Source organism: Xanthomonas sp. NCPPB 1132 (genome assembly GCF_056629235.1).
On the sequence record NZ_CM152819.1, the window covers coordinates 1,765,003 to 1,785,189 of the forward strand.

Consider the following 20,187-nt stretch of genomic DNA (forward strand, 5'->3'; position numbering starts at 1 on the left):
GAAGGGAGGAGCTCCCGCTTTTGCCAGGGATACGCGCGCCGCTGGTGAACGCGCAGGCCGCTCCGTACCATCCGCCGATGGAATCCGAACGCCTCACCGTCGTCGTCACTGCGTTCAACGAGGCGCAGACCTTGCCGCTGCTGCACCCGCGCATCCTTGCCGCGCTCGACGCCGTGCCTGGGCTGGAGGGGCGGGTGCTGTACGTGGACGACGGCAGCCGCGATGCCACCTGGGAGACGATCCAGGCGCTGGCCGCGTCGGATCCGCGGGTCGGTGCGCTGCGCCTGTCGCGCAATTTCGGCAAGGAACTGGCGCTGACCGCCGGGCTGGACTGCGTCGATCGCGGCGCGGCGATGCTGCTGGACGCCGATGGACAGGATCCGCCGGAACTGATCGGACAGTTCGTCGCGCACTGGCGCGCCGGCTACGACGACATCTACGGCACGCGCCTGGTGCGCGAAGGCGAGGGCTGGCTCAAGCGCGGCACCGCGGCGCTGTTCTACCGGGTGATCGGGCGCCTGTCGAAGACGCCGATCCCGGCCGACACCGGCGATTTCCGCCTGCTGTCGCCGCGCGCGCTGGCCGCGCTGCGGCAGTTGCGCGAGCGCCATCGCTTCATGAAGGGCTTGTTCGGCTGGATCGGCTTCCGCCGCCTGGCGGTGCCGTACCGGCGCGCGCCGCGCCTGGCCGGGCGCAGCAAGTTCAGCCTGTGGCGGCTGTGGAACTTCGCCCTGGACGGCATCACCGGGTTTTCCACCGCGCCGTTGCGGGTGGCCACCTATCTCGGGCTGGCGACCGCGGTCGGCGCCTTCCTGTTCGCGATCTGGGTGGTGGTCAAGGCGGCGCTATGGGGCGACCCGGTGGCGGGCTGGCCGACGATGATGGCGGTCATCCTGTTCCTGGGCGGCGTGCAACTGATCGCGCTGGGCCTGATCGGCGAATACCTGGGCCGGCTGTACGAGGAATCCAAACAGCGACCGCTGTACCTGGTGGAGACCTGGCGCGCACCGGGCGAAGGAGTATGCTCGGCCGTGCGATCAAGCGAACCGGGAGGCAGCGATGCGTACGGTACGGCAGGTCTTGAGCGAAAAGGGCAATGAGATCCACGCGGTCGCGCCGGACACGGCGGTGATCGAGGCGCTGCGGCTGATGGCCGCCAAGGGCATCGGCGCGGTGCTGGTGATGCAGGACGGACAACTGTCCGGGATCCTGTCCGAGCGCGACTACGCACGCAAGGTGGTCCTGCAGGACCGCTCCTCGGCGACCACGCCGGTGCGCGACATCATGAGCAGCAAGGTGCACACCGTGGACCCGGCGCAGAGCGTGCAGCAGTGCATGGAACTGATGACCGGGCAGCGCATCCGCCACCTGCCGGTGGTGGACGCCGGCCGCGTGATCGGCGTGATCTCGATCGGCGACCTGGTCAAGGCGGTGATCGAAGAGCAGCGCGAGGAGCTGGATCAGTTGCAGGAGTACATCAGGAGTTGAGGGGCTGGGAGTCGGGAATGGGGAATTGGGAATAGGAAATCAAAAGCGCCGATCTCCTTAATCCACCTTGAGACATCGGTGGCCCGACACGATGGATGCGCGGAATTCGCTTTTGATCTTGCGATTCCCTATTCCCGATTCCCCACTCCCGGCTTCAACGGCCGCACTGAATATCCTTGCCCGGCCCGGTCTCGATGGTCGCCAGCAGGGCGGCTGGCGGGGCGATGCTGCCGAGGGCGACGGCGATGGCGCCGCGCAGGCCCAGGGCCTTGAGGTCGGGGCGGAAGCTGGGGTCCTTGAAGGTGCCGCCGACGCGCAGCGGCGAGCGCAGCGCGAGGATGCTGTGGTCCTTGGGTTGCGCCTTCAGCAGCAGGTCCAGGCGTTCCTGGCTCAGGTCGATGGTGCCGCTGCCGACCAGCAGGGTGTCGGTGCTGTCGAAGGCCAGGCCGCGCGAGGTCATCAATCCGTGCTGGACACCGAAGTCGCCGAACGCACAACGCACCGGGATCTCGCGGTCCTTGGTCACCAGGTACTTCAGCGATTCGGCGATATCCAGCCCGGCCAGCTCCATCACCAGGTTGCTGATGCGGCCCTTGCCCATGCCGACGGCGACGCTGCCGTCGGCGCTGCCGAGCATCTGCGCGATCGAGTTGCCGCTGCCCGCCAGCGCGATCTCGCCGCCGATCGCGCCCGCCGCTTCCTTGGCCAGTTTGCCGTCGGGGAACAGCTTGCCCAGCTGCACGCCGCGGATCGACACCTGCGCGCGGGTGAACAGCGTGGGCTTGCGTGCATCCATGCGGATGTCCGAGCGCAGGTCGCCGCCGGCGACGCCGAAGTTCAGCGGTTGCAGGAGCAGGACGCCGTCGTCGAGCTTCAGGTGCGCGTCCATGTCGTCCAGTGGCAGCGATGGCGCATTGATGCGCTGCGCCCTCCAGCGCACGTCGGCGTCCATCGCGCGCAGCTTGCCGAGGTCGTAGGGCGTGGACGGCAGCACCTTGTCGGTGGCGGCCAGCTTGGCTGCCTGCGCCTTCTGCTCGGCGTTGGCGGTCTCGCCGGCACCGGTGCGCGGCGGCGCGCCGACGAAGCCGGCCAGGTCGTCGAAATCCAGCCGCTGCGAACGCAGGTCGGCGCGCAGGAACGGGCGTTGTCCGGCGGTATCGATCTGCACGGTGCCGGCGAGGTCGCTGTCGCCGGCACGGCCGCGGAAGTCCTGGTAGCGCCAGCGATCGCCGTCGCGCTGCAGGCGCCCATCCAGTTGGTAGGGCGGGGTGGAGGGAATGGCGATGCCCAGCAGCGGATACAGATGCGCCATGTCGGTGCCGGCCAATTGCAGTTGCAAGTCGAACACGCGCAACTGGAACGGATTGGTCAGGGTGCCGCGCATGTGCGCGCGGGTGCTGCCGGCGCTGCCGCGCAGGTCGACGCGGAACGGATGGTCGCTCTCGCTCAGTTCCAGCGGCGAGGCGGTATTGCCCTTGAGGGTGAAGGGGTTGCCGCGCCAGCGGCCATCGCCGCTGACCGCGATCGGCGGTGCGGCATCGCCGCGGCGGCGTTGTCCGACCTGGCTGTCGACGGCGATATCGATCTCGGTGCGCCCGACCGGATCCTGGAAGCGCAGGTGTCCCTGCTGCACCAGCAAGGCGCCCAGAACCACCGGCCTGCCGCTGTCGTCGGACTGGCCGAACGCCCAGTTGCCGGGCTGTCCGGCCGGGCCGGTCTCCAGCAGCAGATCGGGCTTGGTCAGGCGGATCTCGGGGATGCGCACGCGGCCGCGCAGCAGCGGCCACAGCGCGATATCCAGTTCGGCGCGGTCGGCGCTGGCCATCTGCGGCTGCTTCGACCAGTCGGCGTTGGCGAAGCGCAGGCGATCGCCGCGCACGGTGATGATGCGGCCCAGGTCCACGTCGAGGTTGCCGTCGATATGGAAGGCGCGCCCGGTGCGTGCCTGCACCGCGCGTTCGACCGGCGCCTTGAACCAGTTCCAGTCGAAGATCAGGATGATGACGAGCAGCAGCAGCACCAGCGCGCCGAGCACGAACGGCCAACGCCGCAGGCGGCCGTCGTTGCGCCGCCAGGGCCAGGAGCGGCGGCGTGCGCCGGATGCGGAAACGGGGTCGCGAGCCATGCGGCCATCCTAGGCCGCTGCTGTGCACGGGGTGCGAAAGCGATCGGCTGTCTCAGAGCACCTGGCCTGTCACCGCCACGAAGTGGCAGACGCTGCCGGCGAGGACGAACAGATGCCAGATGGCGTGGAAGTAGCGGACGGTGTCGCGCTGGTAGAAATATGTGCCCAGGGTGTAGAACAGGCCGCCGGCCAGCAGCCAGCCCAGGGTCCAGGCATCGATGGAGCGCAGCAGCGGTTCGATCGCCACCACGATCAGCCAGCCCATCGCGATGTACAGGATGGTCGACAACAGGCGGAAGCGGCCTGTGAAGAACAGCTTGAAGATCACCCCGGCCACGGCGATGGTCCAGATCGCCGCGAACAGGCCCCAGCCCCACGGGCCGCGCAGGCCGATCAGGGTGAACGGCGTGTAGGTACCGGCGATCAGCAGGTAGATCGCGCAGTGGTCGAAGATCTGCAGGCGCGCCTTGGCGCCGGGATGCGGGATGGCGTGGTACAGCGTCGAGGCCACGTACAGCAGCAGCAAGGTGACGCTGAACACGATCGCGGTGGCGAGCTGCCAGCCGTCGCCGTAGATCGCGGCGAGGGTGATCAGCACCGAGCCGCCGGCCAGCGCGGCGATGGCGCCGAGGCCGTGGGTCAGCGCACTGGCCAGTTCGTCGCGCCAGTCCGTGGAAGGCTGCGCGTCGGCGTTCGAGTAGGCGGGCGACCGGTCTGCATCCATGGGGCCGCACGGTAGCGCAATTGCGAGCGGTTCGCATCCGCTGCGGCGCAGCACTGCGACGCCGGTTGGGCGTGCGCTCAGCCGGCGCACGCCCGCGGTCACATGACGGTCATTCCACTGCCACGCTGTGTGCGTGTTCGCGCGTGGCGGCGAAGCGCACGTCCGGCGCGCGTTCCTGCGCCAGTTGCAGGTTGACCCGGGTCGGCGCCAGGTAGACCAGTTCGCCAGCGGCGTCGATGCCCAGGTTCATCGCGTTCTTCTCGCGGAACTCTTCCAGCTTCTTGGGGTTGTCGCAGTGCACCCAGCGTGCGGTGACCACGCCCACCGGTTCGAAGCTGGCGTCCACGCCGTACTCGTCCTTCAGCCGGTAGGCGACCACGTCGAACTGCAGCGTGCCGACCGCACCGAGGATCAGGTCGTTGCTCATCAGCGGGCGGAAGAACTGGGTGGCGCCTTCCTCGGACAGCTGCGCCAGGCCCTTCTGCAACTGCTTGAGCTTGAGCGGGTCGCGCAGGCGTGCGCGGCGGAACAGTTCCGGGGCGAAGTTGGGGATGCCGGTGAACGACAGCGATTCGCCCTCGGTGAAGGTGTCGCCGATGGAGATGGTGCCGTGGTTGTGGATGCCGATGACGTCGCCGGGGTAGGCCTCGGCGGCGATCTCGCGATCGCTGGCCATGAAGGTCAGCGCATTGGCCAGCTTGACCTCCTTGCCGGTGCGCACGTGCAGGGTCTTCATGCCGGCAGCGAAGCGGCCGGAGCAGATGCGCATGAAGGCGACGCGGTCGCGGTGCTGCGGATCCATGTTAGCCTGGATCTTGAATACGAAGCCGGTGAGCTTGTCCTCGCCGGCCTGCACCTGGCGGCCGGTGGTGGCGCGCGGCTGCGGCGGCGGCGCGTGCTCGGCGAAGAAGTCCAGCAGCGGCTGCACGCCGAAGTTGTTGACGCCGGAGCCGAAGAACACCGGGGTCTGCTTGCCGGCGCGGTAGGCGTCCAGGTCGAAGGCGTGGCTGGCGCCCTGCACCAGTTCCAGTTCCTCGCGCAGTTCGGCCAGCATCTGTTCGCCGATCTTCTCGGCCAGGCCGGGCGCCTCCAGCGACGGGAAGATGGTCGAGTCCTGGCGGGTGAAGTTGCGGCCGGGCTCGTACAGGTGCACTTCGCCGGTCACCAGGTGCACCACGCCCTTAAGGCGCTGGCCCATGCCGATCGGCCAGGTCACCGGCGCGCATTCGATGCCCAGCACCGTCTCCACCTCGTCGAGCAGGTCGATCGGATCCTTGCCCTCGCGGTCGAGCTTGTTGATGAAGGTCATGATCGGCGTGTCGCGCAGCCGGCACACCTCCATCAGCTTGATGGTGCGCTCTTCCACGCCCTTGGCCACGTCGATCACCATCAGCGCCGAGTCCACCGCGGTGAGCACGCGGTAGGTGTCCTCGCCGAAGTCGGCGTGGCCGGGGGTGTCGAGCAGGTTGATGATCTTGCCTTCGTACGGGAACTGCATCACCGACGAGGTCACCGAGATGCCGCGTTCCTTTTCCAGCGCCATCCAGTCCGAGGTGGCATGGCGCGCGGCCTTGCGGCCCTTCACCGAGCCGGCCATCTGGATCGCCCCGCCGAACAGCAGCAGCTTTTCGGTCAGCGTGGTCTTGCCGGCGTCGGGATGGGAAATGATGGCGAAGGTGCGGCGGCGCGCAGCTTCGGTGGCGACTTCGGACATGGGCGGCACGCCCGCAAGGGGCGTCATCGGCAACGGAGGAAGCCGCCGATTATAGCGGGCTTCCCGCAAGGGCCGTTCAGTTGAGCAGCCAGGGATGCGGGCGTTTGCTGGATTGGCGGGCCACCAGGTTGTAGGCGACGACCATGCCGAGCAGCAGCAGGCTCCAGGCCGGCGCCAGCCAGTGCGGCGCCACCGCGCCGGGCAGGCCGACCTGGCCGATGCTGATTCCGCCGAGCATGGCCAGGACGAACTGGGTCACGGTCAGCAACAGCGCGCCGCGCGGCCAACGCATGCAGGCCAACAGCAGACTGCTGGCGGCGAGCGTCGCGGTCAGGGTGATCGACACGGTCAGCGAGTAATAGGCCGCCGGCGCATGCTTGAGCGCGCCTAGCAGCCAGGACAGGCCCAGCCAGGGCAGCATCGCCGCGAGCGCGCGCTTCAGGATCACCTGGTTGAACAGCTTGCCCGCCTGCCCGGGGGCGCCCAGGCCCGGCAGCAGCGCGCTTTCCATCATTCCCAGGTTGCCGTGCTTGCGCCACAGCCACAGCCGTTGCAGGAACTTCACGCTGGACAGATTGGCCATGACGTTGGCCATGACCAATGGCAGCGTCGGCGATTGCGCGCGCAGCAACAGGGGCGTCCACAGCAGCAGGAGCAGCGCCGGCGTGACCAATGCGGCCAGGAAGGTGCCGGCGGCGTTGCCGGGGGCGAAGCCCGGGCCGAGGGCATAGCGCATGGCGCGTTCCGGTTGATGACGCAGATCGGTGGGAAAGGCGGGACGCGCGATGCCCTGGATCCAGCCCAGGCGCCCGCTCTGCGATTCGACGGCCTGCTTGGTGGTGCCGTCGCCGGGCTGGCGCTGCTGCACGCCGATCCACATCGGGCGCGACCATGCCGACAGCGCATCGGCCGGGCGACCACGCAAGTATCGGTACGACCACAGGCTGATCAGCGCGCAGGCGAGCGCAGCGAGCAGCAGGCTGGCGCGTGGATGCAGGATCAGCGGCACGAAACTGGCCTTGGGCAAAAAGCCGCCGAATGTCCCCGGCAAGATGCCGATCAAGGGCGCACACCAGGCCGGCAGGGTGGCGACCAACATGCCGAAGCTTGCGCTGAGCAGCAGGACCGACAGGGACAGGCCAGGCTCGACGCCGCGCACGGCGAACAGCAGCGTCGGCAGCAGTACCGTCAAGACCAGTGCGGCGCCGAACAGGTTGACGAAGCGCGCTGCCATGGACGGCAGACGCAGTTGGCGTCCTTGTTCCAGCAGTCCCAGCAGGCGAGCGCCGAGCAACATCCACACGAACATCGCCAGGATCGCGGTGAGGACCAGCGGCAGCAGGTTGGCGGCTTTTTCAGGCAGCCAGGTGCAGGCGAAGGCGGCGGCGAGGGTGGGCGGATACAGCCATCCGGTCACGCCCGATGCGCGGCAGAGCAGGCGCAGATCTGCAGGAAGACGGTTCATCCGACCACCTCGATGAACAGGTCTTCCAGGCCCAGCCGGTCGATGCGGATGCCGGGGACGGTCAAGAGCGCGGACGGCAGCTCGTCGGCATGCAGCACCACCACGACACCGCCGTCGGTGGCGTGGCGGCGCGCCAGTTCGCCGCGCAACGGCGCGTCCAGCGTCGCCGCTGCCGGCGCCGGGATGCCGATGCGCAGGACCCGGTCCTTGAGTTCGTCCAGCGGCTGGTCCAGCAACAGCCGGCCCTGGTTGAGGAAGGCCACGCGCGAGGCCACGCGTTCCAGGTCGCTGACGATGTGGCTGGAGAACAGCACGGTGGTGCCGGCGTCGCAGGTTTCGGTGACGATCTCGCGCATCAGGTCGCGACGCGCGACCGGGTCCAGCGCCGAGGCTGGTTCGTCCAGCACCAACAACGCCGGCCGCGCGGCCAGCGCCCGGACCAGGGCCAGGCGCTGGGCCTGGCCGGGCGAGAGCTTGCCGATGCTCTGGGTCCGATCCAACTCCCAGCGGCGCAGTAGCGTGTCCGCGCGCTGCACGTCCCAGTGCGGATAGAGCTGCGCGGCGAAGGCGAGCAGTTCCTCCACGCGCATCCAGCCGAAGGCCTGCGGTTGCTGCGGCACGAAGCCCAACTGCGCCTTGCGCGCATCGTCCAGGCGCAAAGCCGGGCCGCCGAACACCCGCGTCTGGCCGCGCTGCGGTTGCAGCAGGCCCAGCAGGCAGGCCAGCAGGGTGCTCTTGCCGGCGCCGTTGCGGCCGATCAGGCCGACCACCTCGCCGCGCGCCACCTGCAGGTTCACGCCCTGCAGCACCTTGCTGGTACCGAAGGCCAGGTGCAGGTCGTGCGCCGCCAGCGGCAGGTCCATGTCCAGGTCGGCCTGGATTGCGCTCTGCAGTACCACGCTACTCATCGCCAGGTTCTCCAAACAACTGTTCAAGACGTTCGATCACGGGAGGCGACGGCAGGCCAAGTTCCCGGCAATGCCGGACCAATTCCTGCAGGCGCGGTTCGATCAGTTCCAGGCGCTGTCCTTGCCGTTGCGGCGCGGCGGCGGTCGCGGCGATGGCCATGCCGCGGCCGCGCAGGCGCTCCAGCACGCCCTCGGCCTCGAGCTGGCTGTAGGCGCGCGACACCGTCATCGGGTTGACCGCGTGGGTGGCGGCGACCTCGCGTACCGAGGGGAGACCATCGCCTGGGCGCAATTGCCCGGCGGCGACCAGGCGGCGGATCTGCTCGGCGATCTGCCGGTAGATCGGCTCGGGGGCGCTGGGCTGGACGTGGAGGTGGGTTGCATCCATGTGTATTAATACATCAATACACTTGGCAGATGTCAATGCGTCTGCCGACGAACGGTAGGCGCGCTCAGGGTGGGGCGGGATGGGCGAAGCGCAGTTCGCCCAGCGGGCCAGCCATGCGAAACGGCACCGATTCCAGGTGCAGGCCGCGATTGAGCTGGACGGCGAAATGCAGGTGCGGGCCACTGCTCAGGCCGGTGTTGCCGGACAGGCCGAGACGCTCGCCGCACCGCACCGCCTGGCCGACCCGCACCTGCACGCCGCCGGCGGCCAGGTGCGCGTAGATCGCCATGCTGCCGTCGGCGTGCAGCACCCGCACCAGGTTGGCGGCCTGGCCCAGGCGCGGGTCGGTGCCGGATTCGCGGAAGTCGTCGCGCACCTCCATCACCACGCCCTCGCGTGCGGCCAGCACCGGCGTGCCTTCGGGCAGGGCGAAGTCCAGCGCATAGGCGTTGGCGGGATCGCGATGGCTGAAGGCGCCGCCGAAGCCTTGGTCGATGCGCACCGGGCGATCGGCGAAGGGCAGGGCGTACAGCGCCACGTCGGCATGGGCACGCGGCGAGCCGGGCACCGCCTCGATGCGCAGCCGGGCGTCGCCAGCGTCGGTCTCGGCCAGGTCGCCGGACGGATACAGGCGCGCGACCACGCGGCGCTCGCCGGCGGCCAGCTCCACGGTCAACGGCAGCGCGGGGACGGTGGTGAAGCCGGCGCTGTCGCCGAACAGGCGGATCTGCACCGGGCCGCCGAGCGGATTGCCCAGCACCACCTCGCGCAGGCCGCTGTCGCGGGCCTGCACCTCCAGCCATGCCGGGGGCGGTGGCGGCACGGGTCGCGGTGCATTCCAGCGCAGCAGCGGCTGCCCGGGCGCGCCGGTCGCTGCCGCCAGCGACAGGACCACGGCAAGCCAGCGGCGGGGGCGGCGTCGGCGCACGGACAGGGACAGCGATGGGGGAAGCGGAGTATGGCCGAGGCCAGGGATCGAAAAATCATATCGCTTCATCCGAATAAAGAGATTGACATTGCGGAAAATCGCTGGCATCGTGGCTTCACCATCGAGACCGGCGGAGGGACAGGCCCTTTGATGCCGGGGCAGCCAGCGGACGCGCAAGCGTTCGTGTAGGTGCCAAATCCTGCGGGGACCCACGCGTCCGCCGAAAGATGGTTCGATCCATGCCTTCTGCATGGCGAACGCGAGCTCCGCGAAGCTCGATGGCCGTTCCTCCCTGGATACCGCCATGCGCCTCGTGAACTCGCCTGATCGCCCCACCTCCGCCATTCCGTCCCACGACCGCGTTGCCGCGCCGGCCGACGGCGTGCACGCGATGCGTGGCGAGATCGCCGTCGCCTTGCCGCTGCGCCACGCCGGCGTGCAACTGCTGCGCCTGCGCTACGAACTGAGCGGCCCCGCTGCCGCGTCGGTGGTGTTCGTCGCCGGCGGCATCTCCGCGCACCGCCATCTCGCCGCCAACGCCAGCTTCCCCGAGAAGGGCTGGGCCGAAGGCCTGGTCGGGCCGGGGCGGGCGCTGGACCCCACCCAGCGGCGGCTGTTGGCGTTCGATTTCGTCGGCGCCGACGGCAGCCTGGATGCGCCGATCGACAGCGCCGACCAGGCCGATGCCATCGCCGCGCTGCTGGACGCGCTGGACATCGCGCAACTGCAGGGTTTCGTCGGCTACTCCTACGGCGCGCTGGTCGGCCTGCAACTGGCGGTGCGGCATCCGCAACGCGTGCAGAAGCTGATCGCGGTCAGCGGCGCGCACCGCGCGCATCCGTATGCCGCGGCCTGGCGCGCGCTGCAGCGTCGCGCGGTGGCGCTGGGCCAACTGCAGTGCGCCGAGAGCCACGGGCTGTCGCTGGCGCGGCAGTTCGCGATGCTCAGCTACCGCACCCCCGAGGAATTCGGCGAACGCTTCGATGCGGCGCCGGAAGTGATCAACGGCCGCGTCCGCGTCGCCGCCGAAGACTACCTGGACGCCGCCGGCGCGCAGTACGTCGCGCGCACCCAGGTCAACGCCTACCTGCGCCTGTCCGAATCCATCGACCTGCACCGCATCGATCCGGCCGCCGTCGCCGTGCCCACGGTGGTGGTGGCGGTCGAAGGCGACCGCCTGGTGCCGCTGTCGGACCTGGTCACCCTGGTCGAAGGCCTGGGCCCACGCGGCAGCCTGCGCGTGCTGCGTTCGCCCTACGGCCACGACGCCTTCCTGAAAGAAACCGATCGCATCGACGCGATCCTCGCCACCGCCCTTCGCCCCACCGGAGTTGCCGCATGAGCACTGCCCACGACACCGATCTGCCCTGTAGTGCCGCCACCGCCGCGGTCCGCGCCGGCATCGACCGCGATACCGCCTACGGCGCGGTGACCCCGCCGATCGTGCTGTCGTCGAACTTCAGCTTCGACGGCTTCGGCAACAAGCGCCAGTACGACTACACCCGCAGCGGCAACCCCACCCGCGACCTACTCGGCGAAGCGCTGGCGGAACTGGAAGGCGGCGCCGGCGGCGTGATCACCGCCACCGGCATGGGCGCGATCAACCTGGTGCTCAACGCGTTGCTGCAGCCCGGCGACAAGCTGGTGGTGCCGCACGATGCGTACGGCGGCAGCTGGCGGCTGTTCAACGCGCTGGCCAAGAAGGGCCACTTCGAGCTGATCACCGCCGACCTGACCGATCCGCGCTCGCTGGCCGATGCGCTGGCGCAGGCGCCGAAGCTGGTGCTGATCGAGACCCCGTCCAACCCGCTGCTGCGCATCACCGACCTGCGTTTCGTCATCGACGCCACGCACAAGGCCGGTGCGCTGGCGGTGGTCGACAACACCTTCCTGTCGCCGGCGCTGCAGACCCCGATCGCCTTCGGTGCCGACCTGGTGATCCACTCCACTACCAAGTACGTCAATGGCCACAGCGACGTGGTCGGCGGCGCGGTGATCGCCGCCAATGCCGAGCTGCACCAGCAACTGGTGTGGTGGGCCAATGCGCTGGGCCTCACCGGCTCGCCGTTCGACGCGTTCCTGACCCTGCGCGGCCTGCGCACGCTGGACGCGCGCCTGCGCGCGCACCAGGAGAACGCGCAGGCGGTGGTGGAACTGCTGACCACGCATGCCGCGGTGCGCCAGGTGTACTACCCCGGCCTGGCCTCGCACCCGGGCCACGCGGTGGCGGCGCGGCAGCAGCGCGGCTTCGGCGCGATGATCAGTTTCGAACTGGCCGGCGGCGAGGCCGAAGTGCGCGCCTTCGTCGACGGCCTGCGCTACTTCACCCTGGCCGAATCGCTGGGCGGCGTGGAGAGCCTGGTCGCGCATCCGGCGACCATGACCCATGCGGCGATGACCGCCGAGGCGCGCGCCAAGGCCGGGATTTCCGACGGCCTGTTGCGCCTGTCGGTGGGCATCGAATCCAGCGCGGATCTGGTCGCCGACCTGCAGGCGGGCCTGCAGCGCGCGCAGCGCGCCGGCGAGGCGCTGGCACGCAAACGGGTGGACGCGTGAGCAGCGGCCTGGCCGATGCACCATCGGCGCCGCTGCGTGCGGCGCCCGTCGCGGCCACCGCGCGGCTGGGCCTGCTCGGTACCGGCACCGTCGGCCGCGCCTTCGTCGCGCGCTACCAGGCGCTGCAGCAGCGCCGGCCCGGCCTGCCGACCTTCGCCTGGCTGGCCAATTCGCGCACGGTCGCCGACTGTGCGGTGACGCCGGCGCAGGCGCTGGCCGCGGCCAATGCCGCCGCGCGCACAGCGCAGGCAGTGACGCTGCCGGAGGACCTGGGCCGTGGCGACATCGTGGTCGACGCCACCGCCAGCGAGGCGGTGGCGCAGCGCCATGCCGAATGGCTGCGGCGCGGCGTGCACGTGGTCACCGCCAACAAGCTCGGCCAGGGCGCCGCGCTGGCGCGGGCCGAACAGATCCAGGCCGCACGGCATGCCGCCAGCACCCACTACGGCGACAGCGCCACGGTCGGTGCCGGGCTGCCGTTGCTGAGCAGCCTGCGCGCGCTGGTCGCCGGCGGCGACCACATCCACGTGGTGGAAGGCGTGCTGTCCGGCTCCCTGGCCTGGTTGCTGCATCGCTACGACGGCCGCCGTGCCTTCTCCGCTTGCGTGCGCGAGGCCGCGGCCGCCGGCTACACCGAGCCCGATCCGCGCGAGGACCTGTCCGGCGAGGACGTGCGGCGCAAGCTGCTGATCCTGGCCCGCGCCGCCGGCCTGCCGTTGCGCGCCGAGCAGGTGCAGGTGGAGTCGCTGGTGCCGGCCGCGCTGGCCACGGTGCCGCTGGCGCAGCTGGATGCCGCACTCGAACAATTGGACGCGCCGCTGGCGGCGCGCCTGGCGCAGGCACAGGCCGCTGGTGCCTGCCTGCGCTTCGTCGGTCGCTTCGATGCAAATGGCGCATCGGTGGGCCTGCGCGCGCTGCCGCTGACGCATCCGCTGGCCAGCGGCGCCGGCACTGACAACCGCGTCGCCATCCACAGCGACCGCTACCTGCAGCAGCCGCTGCTGATCCAGGGGCCGGGCGCCGGTGCCGATGTCACTGCGGCGGCCTTGCTCGACGACGTGCTGCGGATCGCGGTGCGCTGAGCGAAGCCAACGACGCCCGCCATCACGTGCGGGCGTCGCGGTTCGGACTGGCGTCGATACCCACCAGCGTGGTGCCGGCATCGCCCGCAAAGCCGATGCGATGCGGGCACGCCATGTGCTGCAGCGCGGCCGTCGCGCGTTGCGCGACGGCCGGCACCTCAGCTCATTGCAGGCCCTGGCCCATGGTCTTCAGCAACTCGCCCTGGTAGTCGCCGCTGAATTCCCAGAAGAACGCGCCGCCCAGGCCCTGGGTCTTGACGTACTGCATCTTCTCGGTGACCAGCGCCGGGTTGTCGTAGCTCCAGAAGGTGCTGCCGTCGTACTTCCAGTGCGCGTGCGCCTGGGCATCGACGTAGTCGGTGCCGCTGCGGCCGCGCAACACCTTGTAGTCCTCGATGCCGGCTTCGTAGGTGCCTGCCGCGGCGCTGCCGCTCTGGTACAGCCCGCGGTTGACGTTGGGCACGTTGGTCCAGCCACGCCCGTAGAAGCCGATGCCGAGGTTGAGCTTGGCGGCCGGCACGCCACGGTCGAGGAAGGCCTGGATGGCGTCGTTGCTGTTGTAGTAGCGCTGGTCGCCGCTGGACGGATCGGCCGACGACTCGAACAGGGCGGAGTGGTGGTTGGTCTGCGGATCCCAGGCGCCGTGGAAGTCGTAGGTCATCACGTTGAGGTAGTCCAGGTATTGCGCGTACAGGTTCGGGTCGGTGACCCGGATCTTGTCGATGCCGGCGCCGACCGCCACGGTCAGCAGCAGCCCCGGCCGCACCTGGTCGAGCTGGCGGCGGAATTCGGCCAGCAGCGCGGTGAAGTTCTGCCGGTCCTCGGCGCTGCCGCAGGCGATGCCGCACGCCACCGGGTATTCCCAGTCGATGTCGATGCCGTCGAACACGCCGGCCGCGGCCGCGCTGCCGCCGGCGCCGTCGGTGACCGGCAGGTTGCCGCGGATGTAGGCGTCGATGCACGAGGCGACAAACGCCTGGCGATTCTCGGCACGTGCAGCGCTGGAGAAGCCGCGCGACCAGGTCCAGCCGCCCAGCGAAATCAGCACCTTCAGCCCCGGGTGTGCGGCCTTGAGCTTCTTCAACTGGTTCCAGTTGCCGCGCAGCGGCTGGTCCCAGGTGTCGCCCACGCCGTCCACGCTCTGCGCGGCGGAGAACGCCTTGGTGTAGTCGGCGAAGGCGTCGCCGCCGGCGCCGGTGCTGCTGTCCGACGGCTGGGTCACGCCGACTTCGCAGCGGTTGTTGCGGACGTTGCCGAAGGCGTAGTTGATGTGGGTCAGGTAGCCGGCGGCGCCGCTGGTCTGGATGTCACGGACCTGGTAGTTGCGGCCATAGATGCCCCACTGGGTGAAGTAGCCGATCACGCGCTTGCCGCCGCCGGCGCTGGCGGGGAGGGTGCGCACGTTCAGCATGGCGCTGCTGGCCGAGACGTTGCCGGCATTGTCGCGGGCGCGCACCGCGTAGGTGTACGCGGTGTCGGCGGTCAGCGCCGAATCGGTGTAAGCGGTGGTGCTGGACGTGCCCACGCGATTGCCGTCGCGGAGGATGTCGTAGCCGGCCAGGCCGCTGCCGCCGGCGTTGTCGGAGGCCGCGTTCCAGCTCAGGGTGATGGCGTTGCTGGCGCGCGTGGCTGCGGCCAGGCCGGTCGGCACGCTCGGCGCGGTGGTATCGGTCGACGCCGCCGCGATACTGATCGCGACGGCGGCCGAGGTGGTGCGGGCGCCGGCGTTGTCGGTGGCCACGGCGGTGAGGCTGTAGTCGCCGGCCGCTGCGCCGCTCCAGGACAGCGTGTACGGCGCGCCGCTGACGCTGCCGAGCGAGGTGCTGCCGCGGAAGAATTCGACCCGCGCCACGCTGCCATCGGGATCGCTGGCCGACGCCTGCAGGGTGATGGTGGTGCCGACCACGAAGCGGGTGCCGCTCGTGGGCGCGGTCAGCGCCACGCTCGGCGGCTGATTGCTGGTGCTGCCGTCGCAGGTGCCCAGGTCCTGGTACCAGCCGCAACTGGTGCAGTAGGTCGGCGCGGTGTTCCAGATCGGACCATTGGCGCGGTACAGGTGGCCGGCGTAGGTCATGGTGTCGCCGGCGGCGTAGATCGTGGCCGGGTTCCATGCGGCGACGCCGCTGCACGCGGCGGCCGAGGCCTGGCCGGGCGCGAGGCCGGCGAGGACGAGACAACAGAACAGCAACCACGATCCAGCGGATTTCGTGTGCATGGTGACGCCTCCGATGCGGTAGGTAACGCGACTGAGGAGCGGCGGTTCGCCGCTGTCTGGTTCCTTGGATCCGATCACCCGGGAGCGTTTGACGCCGACGTCGTGTGGCGTTCGTGCGCGGACCGGGCAGGCGCAGGGTTCTGGCCAGAAGACAACGTTGTCAACAGACAATTCGGGCGAATGCGAGATGTATCCAGAATCACTGCGATGACAACGTTTTCATGGACGGCCGATGCTGCAGCGCAATGGCTGCAGCGTCGGGTGCATCCGCGTTTGCGGCGGGGCTGGCACGGCGCATGGCGGCCAGGTTCGTGCAGCGCCCAGGCGACGTGCTGTCGCTACCGGCACGCTGCCCCGATCACTCAAACTGCGCGACAAGACGCGTTCGCGCCGCCGTGCAGGCACGACTGGTGTGGCGCCTGGGATCAGGGCGTCTTGTCCAGCGCCTCGAGCAGCGCGGCGTTGAGGCGCTGCGGCGCTTCCACCTGCGGTGAATGGCCGAGGTCGTCGAAGGCGACCAGATGCGCGCCGGGAATCGCCGCGGCCGCGCGCTTGCCCAGGGTCGGGTAGTCGCCCAGGGTCGCCGCCAGTGCCGGTGGCGCCAGGTCCTTGCCGATCGCGGTCCGGTCGCGGTGGCCGATGAACAGCGTGGTCGGCACGCGCAGTTGCGGGAAGCGCTGCACCACTGGCTGGTTGAACACCATGTCCGAGGTCAGCGCCTGGTTCCAGGCCACGCGATCGCCGCCGGGGCCGGCATACAGGCCGGCCTGCATGCTCACCCAGCGGTCGTACTCGGGTTTCCACTGTCCGCCGTAGTAGGCGTTCAACTGGTACTGCTTGATCGAGGCCGCATCGGTCTTGCGCTCCTTGGCATACCAGTCGTCGACGCTGCGCCACGGCACGCCGGCGGCCTTCCAGTCCTCCAGCCCGAGCGGGTTCACCAGCAGCAGCTGGCTCACGTCCTGCGGGTACTGCAGCGCGTAGTGCGCGGCGAGCATGCCGCCCATCGAATGGCCGACGATCGCGGCGCGGCGCACGCCGGCCTGCTGCAGCAAGGCGTGGGTATTGGCCGCCAGTTGCGCGAAGGTGAACTGGTAGGCCTGCGGCTTGCTCGACTTGCAGAAGCCGATCTGGTCCGGCGCCAGCACCCGGTAGCCCTGTGCCACCAGCGCGGCGATGGTCGATTCCCAGGTCGCGGCGCAGAAATTCTTGCCGTGCAGCACCACCACGGTGCGGCCGTTCGGCGTGCCGGTCGGGGCCACGTCCATGTACGCCATCTGCAGCGGCTGGCGCTGCGAGTCGAAGCGGTACCAGTGCACCGGGTAGGGATAGGCGAAGCCTTCCAGTTGCGCGCCATAGCGCGGCGGTGCGTCGGTGGCCGCGGCGGATGCGGGCGGCGACAGGGCGAGGGCGGCGAGCAGCAGGCAGTGGCGCATGGGAGCGGGACGGCAGACGTGAAGGAGCACGACCTTAGCCCGGCGCGCGCTTGCCAGGCGTCAACGCGTCACGCGGGTGGCGGCAGGCTGCCGCCGTTGTGCACCAGGGTCAGGCAGGCGTGCCGCTCCATCTGCGCCAGCGGCTCCTGCAGCGCCGCCAGCACCTGTTCGGCATGCGCGCCCAGCACCGGCCGGTACGCGGCCCAGCCGTTGCGGCCCTTGGCCTTGGCTTGGTACAGCGCGCGGTCGGCCAGCACCAGCAACTGCTCCCAGCCGAGCAGATTGTCGGGGTCGTGCACGAACGGGAATTCGGCCAGCCCGATCGAGCAGGTGACCCGGCCCTGGCGCCCGTGGTCGAACACGAACGGGTGCGCGGCGACCGAGCGGCACAGCCGTTCGGCGGCCATGGTGAGGTTCTCGCGCGGCGCCGAGCGCAGCACCAGCAGGAATTCCTCGCCGCCCCAGCGCACCACGTAGTCGCTCTCGCGGGTCAGCCGCACCAGCAACTGCGCCATCTGCTGCAGCACCGCGTCGCCGGTGTGGTGTCCGCCGCTGTCGTTGATCGACTTGAAATGGTCGATGTCGATCAGCGCGAACAGCATGCCCGAGGACAGCATGTCCTCGTCGTTGGCGGCCATGCGCCGGTACAGCGCGATGTCGCTGGGGATGTGCAGCGACAGGTAGCGGCGGTTGCGCAACTGGGTCAGCTCGTCGGTGAAGCTGGCCTCCTGCAGGCGCTGGTTGGCCGCCTGCAATGCCTGGGTGCGCTCGCGCACCTGGCGTTCGAGAATGTCGCGCTGGCGCCGGTTGTGCAGCCGCGCCAGCGCCACCGCGCACAGCAGCAGGGCGAACGCGCCCAGCGTCAGCAGCAGCCTGTAGTACGGCGTTTCCTGGAAGCGCAGCGCGATCCGCAGCGGCAACTGCGCCGGCGCTGCCGCCCACACGCCGGCGTTGTTGCTGCCGGTGACTTCGAAGACGTAGTCGCCACCGGGCAGGTTGGTGTAGCTGACCGAGCGCTGGCGGATGTCGTCGAGGGTGCGCCAGCCGCGGTCGTAGCCGCGCAGGCGGTAGCGCAGCTCGACGTTCTGCGGCGCCTGGAACGATGCGGCGGTGAACTCGAAGTCGAGGTCGCGCGCGGCTTCGGGCAGCGGGGTGGGCAGCGCCTGCGGCGTCAGCCACAGGCCCAGCGCACGTACCCGCTCCACCACCGGCTGCGGTGCCACCGGATTCTTGACGATGCCGGCGGTGTCCAGCGCGACCACCCCATCGCGGCTGGGCAGCCACAGCGTGCCGTGCTCGATGAGGCCCTTGCCGTTACCGGCGCCGTTGCAGCACATGCCCTGCACGCCGCCGTGGCGCTGCGCGCGCTCGGTGAGCATCAGTTCGGCGTTCAGAGGCGCCTGCGGCGACGCCGCGTGGCGCTGCAGGTCGGCCAGGCGCACGCGGTAGACCCCGCGCAGCCCGGCCACCCAGATCGCGCCGCGGCCGTCGTCGGCGATGAAGAACGCGGCGTTCACCGGCAGCCCGTCCTGCTCGCCGAACGCGTACCAGTGCGTGCCGTCGAACAGCCACAACTGCTCGTTGAGGGTGCCGACCAGCCATTGCCCGCCGGGCAGTTCGTGGATCGCGGTGATGTCGGCGCTGGCCAGCGCCGAGCCCGGCGGCGCCAGTGCGGCCAGGCGCTCGCCGCGCAGTGCGTACAGGCCCGACTGCGCGCCAATCAACAGGCGCCCGTCGCGGGTCTCGTGGATCAGCCGCACGCGCGGATCGCGCAGGCCCTCGGCCGTGCCGTAGCGGCGCAGCCGCGTGCCGTCGACGCGGAACAGGCCGTCGGTGCTGGCGAACCACAGCCGCTGCGCGCGATCGCGGACGATCCCGCTGATCTGCAGGTCGCGCAGCGGCGCCAGCCAGTCCGGCTGGCCGAGCCGGCCGTCGCGGTACAGGGCGGCACCGTGGCGGGTGCCGATCCACAGCTGTCCTGGCTCGGCCAGCAAGGTGTACGGCGCTTCGTTGTGCAATTGCGCCAGGTTCAGGCGCTGCTGGTAGCGGCCATCGCGCAGTTGCGACAGGCCGCTGTCGGTGCCGGCCCACAGCGATCCGTCCGGATCGCGCGCCAGGGTCCACACCAGCGCATCGTCCAGGCCCTCGTGCGTGCTGTAGCGACGCGTCCAGCCGTTCCACAGCCGCGTGGCGCCGTTCCAGCTGCTGCCCAGCCACAGGTTGCGCTCGCGATCCTCGAAGATCGCGTTGACGCCGACGTTCGGCTTGTTTTCCGGGGTGCGTTCGACGATGGCGCCATCGCGCACGCGCAGCAGCGCGCCGGGCTGCCCCACCCACAGGTTGCGGTCGCTGTCCTCGAACAGCGCCTGCACGGCGCGCCGGCTGGTCCCGTCTGCATCGGGCAGCCATTGCCAGCGCCCGTCGCGGCGCAGCAGCAGGCCATCGCGGGTGCCGGCCCAGAGCGTGCCTTGCGCCTCCAGCAGATGCTGCACCGGCACCGCGGCGGCCTCCTGCGGCAACGGCAGCGAGACCGGCGCGTCCTGGCCGGCGACGAAGCGCAGCACTTCGCCGCGTGTGCCCACCCACAGCGCGTCGGCGCGCGGCAACAGCGCAGAGGCGCCGCCGGCGATGCGGTGGCGCAGTTGCAGGCGATCGCCCTGCACCGCGTACACGCCATCCTGCGCCGCGACCAGCACGGTGCCGTGCGCATCGGTCGCGATCGCCTCGATGTTGAGCAGTGGCGCCTGCGGATCCTGTGGCAGCAGCGTGCTGAAGCGCCCGTCGCGGTAGCGCGACAGGCCGCGGTAGGTGCCAATCCACAGCGTGCCGGCGGGGTCGACGTGCAGCGCCTTGATCAGGTTGCCGGGCAGGTGCGCCGGCGCGCCCTCGTTGAACGAGGTCATGCGCACGCCGTCGAAGCGGGTCAGCCCGCCCATCGTGCCGATCCACAGATAGCCCTGGCGGTCCTGTGCGAACGCCTGCACGCTCAGCTGCGGCAGGCCCTGGTCTAGCCCCCAGCCTTCGCGCTCGTAGTGGTTGAACTGCTTGTCCGGCTGCAATGCCCGCGCCTGCGGCACACACGCGCTCCACGCTGTCGAGAGCATGGCCAGCTGTAGCGCCAGCAGGCGCCAGGAGGCGTATGGGAACCGCAAGAGCAT

General features: G+C 70.1%; 16 protein-coding genes, 1 pseudogene and 1 riboswitch. Of the genes and pseudogenes, 5 read left to right on the top strand and 12 right to left on the bottom strand.

What is annotated here, in order from left to right; translation table 11 throughout:
- Positions 1–77 precede the first annotated feature (77 nt).
- Together AC1G9L_RS07430 and AC1G9L_RS07435 are read left to right on the top strand one after the other, a co-directional pair.
- Positions 78–1,100 (top strand): glycosyltransferase family 2 protein, encoded by a 1,023-nt coding sequence (locus AC1G9L_RS07430; protein WP_481070590.1) that lies wholly within the window; start codon positions 78–80, stop codon positions 1,098–1,100.
- Positions 1,060–1,488, top strand: a complete 429-nt coding sequence (locus AC1G9L_RS07435) for a CBS domain-containing protein (protein WP_371181462.1) — start codon at positions 1,060–1,062, stop codon at positions 1,486–1,488. Before AC1G9L_RS07430 ends, AC1G9L_RS07435 begins: the two co-directional genes overlap by 41 nt.
- Before the next feature lie 154 nt (positions 1,489–1,642).
- Here AC1G9L_RS07435 and AC1G9L_RS07440 read toward each other — a convergent pair whose 3' ends face one another.
- The 7 genes from AC1G9L_RS07440 to AC1G9L_RS07470 all read right to left on the bottom strand — a co-directional run bounded on the left by AC1G9L_RS07440 (position 1,643) and on the right by AC1G9L_RS07470 (position 9,707).
- Positions 1,643–3,613 carry an AsmA family protein gene (locus AC1G9L_RS07440; RefSeq protein ID WP_019801560.1) on the bottom strand — a complete coding sequence of 657 codons (1,971 nt, stop codon included), beginning with the start codon at positions 3,611–3,613 and terminating at the stop codon, positions 1,643–1,645.
- 52 nt (positions 3,614–3,665) lie between these two features.
- A complete protein-coding gene (trhA, locus tag AC1G9L_RS07445; RefSeq protein ID WP_010344180.1) occupies positions 3,666–4,337 on the bottom strand; it encodes a PAQR family membrane homeostasis protein TrhA in 672 nt (223 codons plus the stop codon).
- Between the two features lie 109 nt (positions 4,338–4,446).
- On the bottom strand, positions 4,447–6,051 hold the full coding sequence (locus AC1G9L_RS07450; RefSeq protein WP_019801561.1) for a peptide chain release factor 3: 1,605 nt from the start codon (positions 6,049–6,051) through the stop codon (positions 4,447–4,449).
- A 76-nt stretch (positions 6,052–6,127) separates the two neighbouring features.
- Positions 6,128–7,516, bottom strand: coding sequence for a hypothetical protein (locus AC1G9L_RS07455; RefSeq protein WP_481070591.1), 1,389 nt, complete (start codon positions 7,514–7,516; stop codon positions 6,128–6,130).
- Positions 7,513–8,424, bottom strand: coding sequence for an ATP-binding cassette domain-containing protein (locus AC1G9L_RS07460; protein WP_019801563.1), 912 nt, complete (start codon positions 8,422–8,424; stop codon positions 7,513–7,515). The genes AC1G9L_RS07455 and AC1G9L_RS07460 overlap by 4 nt, the downstream gene beginning before the upstream one ends.
- Complete coding sequence (locus tag AC1G9L_RS07465; protein WP_010344176.1) at positions 8,417–8,812, bottom strand: GntR family transcriptional regulator; 396 nt, start codon at positions 8,810–8,812, stop codon at positions 8,417–8,419. The genes AC1G9L_RS07460 and AC1G9L_RS07465 overlap by 8 nt, the downstream gene beginning before the upstream one ends.
- A 64-nt stretch (positions 8,813–8,876) precedes the next feature.
- Complete coding sequence (locus AC1G9L_RS07470; RefSeq protein ID WP_481070592.1) at positions 8,877–9,707, bottom strand: M23 family metallopeptidase; 831 nt, start codon at positions 9,705–9,707, stop codon at positions 8,877–8,879.
- Positions 9,708–9,855: 148 nt separating this feature from the next.
- Positions 9,856–9,974, top strand: a riboswitch (SAM riboswitch).
- 70 nt (positions 9,975–10,044) lie between these two features.
- Between AC1G9L_RS07470 and metX the strand changes: the two genes are divergently transcribed.
- From metX to AC1G9L_RS07485, 3 genes are read left to right on the top strand one after another with little or no spacing between them, the layout of a single operon-like run.
- Entirely contained in the window at positions 10,045–11,082 is a 1,038-nt protein-coding gene (metX, locus tag AC1G9L_RS07475; protein WP_481070593.1) for a homoserine O-succinyltransferase MetX, read from the top strand.
- Complete coding sequence (locus AC1G9L_RS07480) at positions 11,079–12,296, top strand: O-succinylhomoserine (thiol)-lyase (RefSeq protein WP_019801240.1); 1,218 nt, start codon at positions 11,079–11,081, stop codon at positions 12,294–12,296. Before metX ends, AC1G9L_RS07480 begins: the two co-directional genes overlap by 4 nt.
- Before the next feature lie 32 nt (positions 12,297–12,328).
- Positions 12,329–13,378 (top strand): homoserine dehydrogenase family protein, encoded by a 1,050-nt coding sequence (locus AC1G9L_RS07485; RefSeq protein WP_481071055.1) that lies wholly within the window; start codon positions 12,329–12,331, stop codon positions 13,376–13,378.
- Positions 13,379–13,400: 22 nt separating this feature from the next.
- On the opposite strand, the gene AC1G9L_RS07490 is transcribed toward AC1G9L_RS07485, so the two are convergent.
- The 5 genes and pseudogenes from AC1G9L_RS07490 to AC1G9L_RS07510 form a co-directional block, all read right to left on the bottom strand.
- Positions 13,401–13,535 carry a hypothetical protein gene (locus AC1G9L_RS07490; protein ID WP_019801750.1) on the bottom strand — a complete coding sequence of 45 codons (135 nt, stop codon included), beginning with the start codon at positions 13,533–13,535 and terminating at the stop codon, positions 13,401–13,403.
- A 6-nt stretch (positions 13,536–13,541) separates the two neighbouring features.
- Entirely contained in the window at positions 13,542–14,789 is a 1,248-nt protein-coding gene (locus AC1G9L_RS07495; protein ID WP_481071057.1) for a glycoside hydrolase family 18 protein, read from the bottom strand.
- 63 nt (positions 14,790–14,852) lie between these two features.
- A pseudogene (locus AC1G9L_RS07500) lies at positions 14,853–15,593 on the bottom strand (Ig-like domain-containing protein); the annotation flags it as partial.
- Between the two features lie 425 nt (positions 15,594–16,018).
- The gene (locus AC1G9L_RS07505) at positions 16,019–17,029 is read right to left on the bottom strand and encodes an alpha/beta fold hydrolase (protein ID WP_019801752.1); all 1,011 of its coding nucleotides are present in this window, start codon (positions 17,027–17,029) and stop codon (positions 16,019–16,021) included.
- A 68-nt stretch (positions 17,030–17,097) separates the two neighbouring features.
- Positions 17,098–20,187: a two-component regulator propeller domain-containing protein gene (locus AC1G9L_RS07510; protein ID WP_481070594.1), complete on the bottom strand. Its 3,090-nt coding sequence runs from the start codon at positions 20,185–20,187 to the stop codon at positions 17,098–17,100.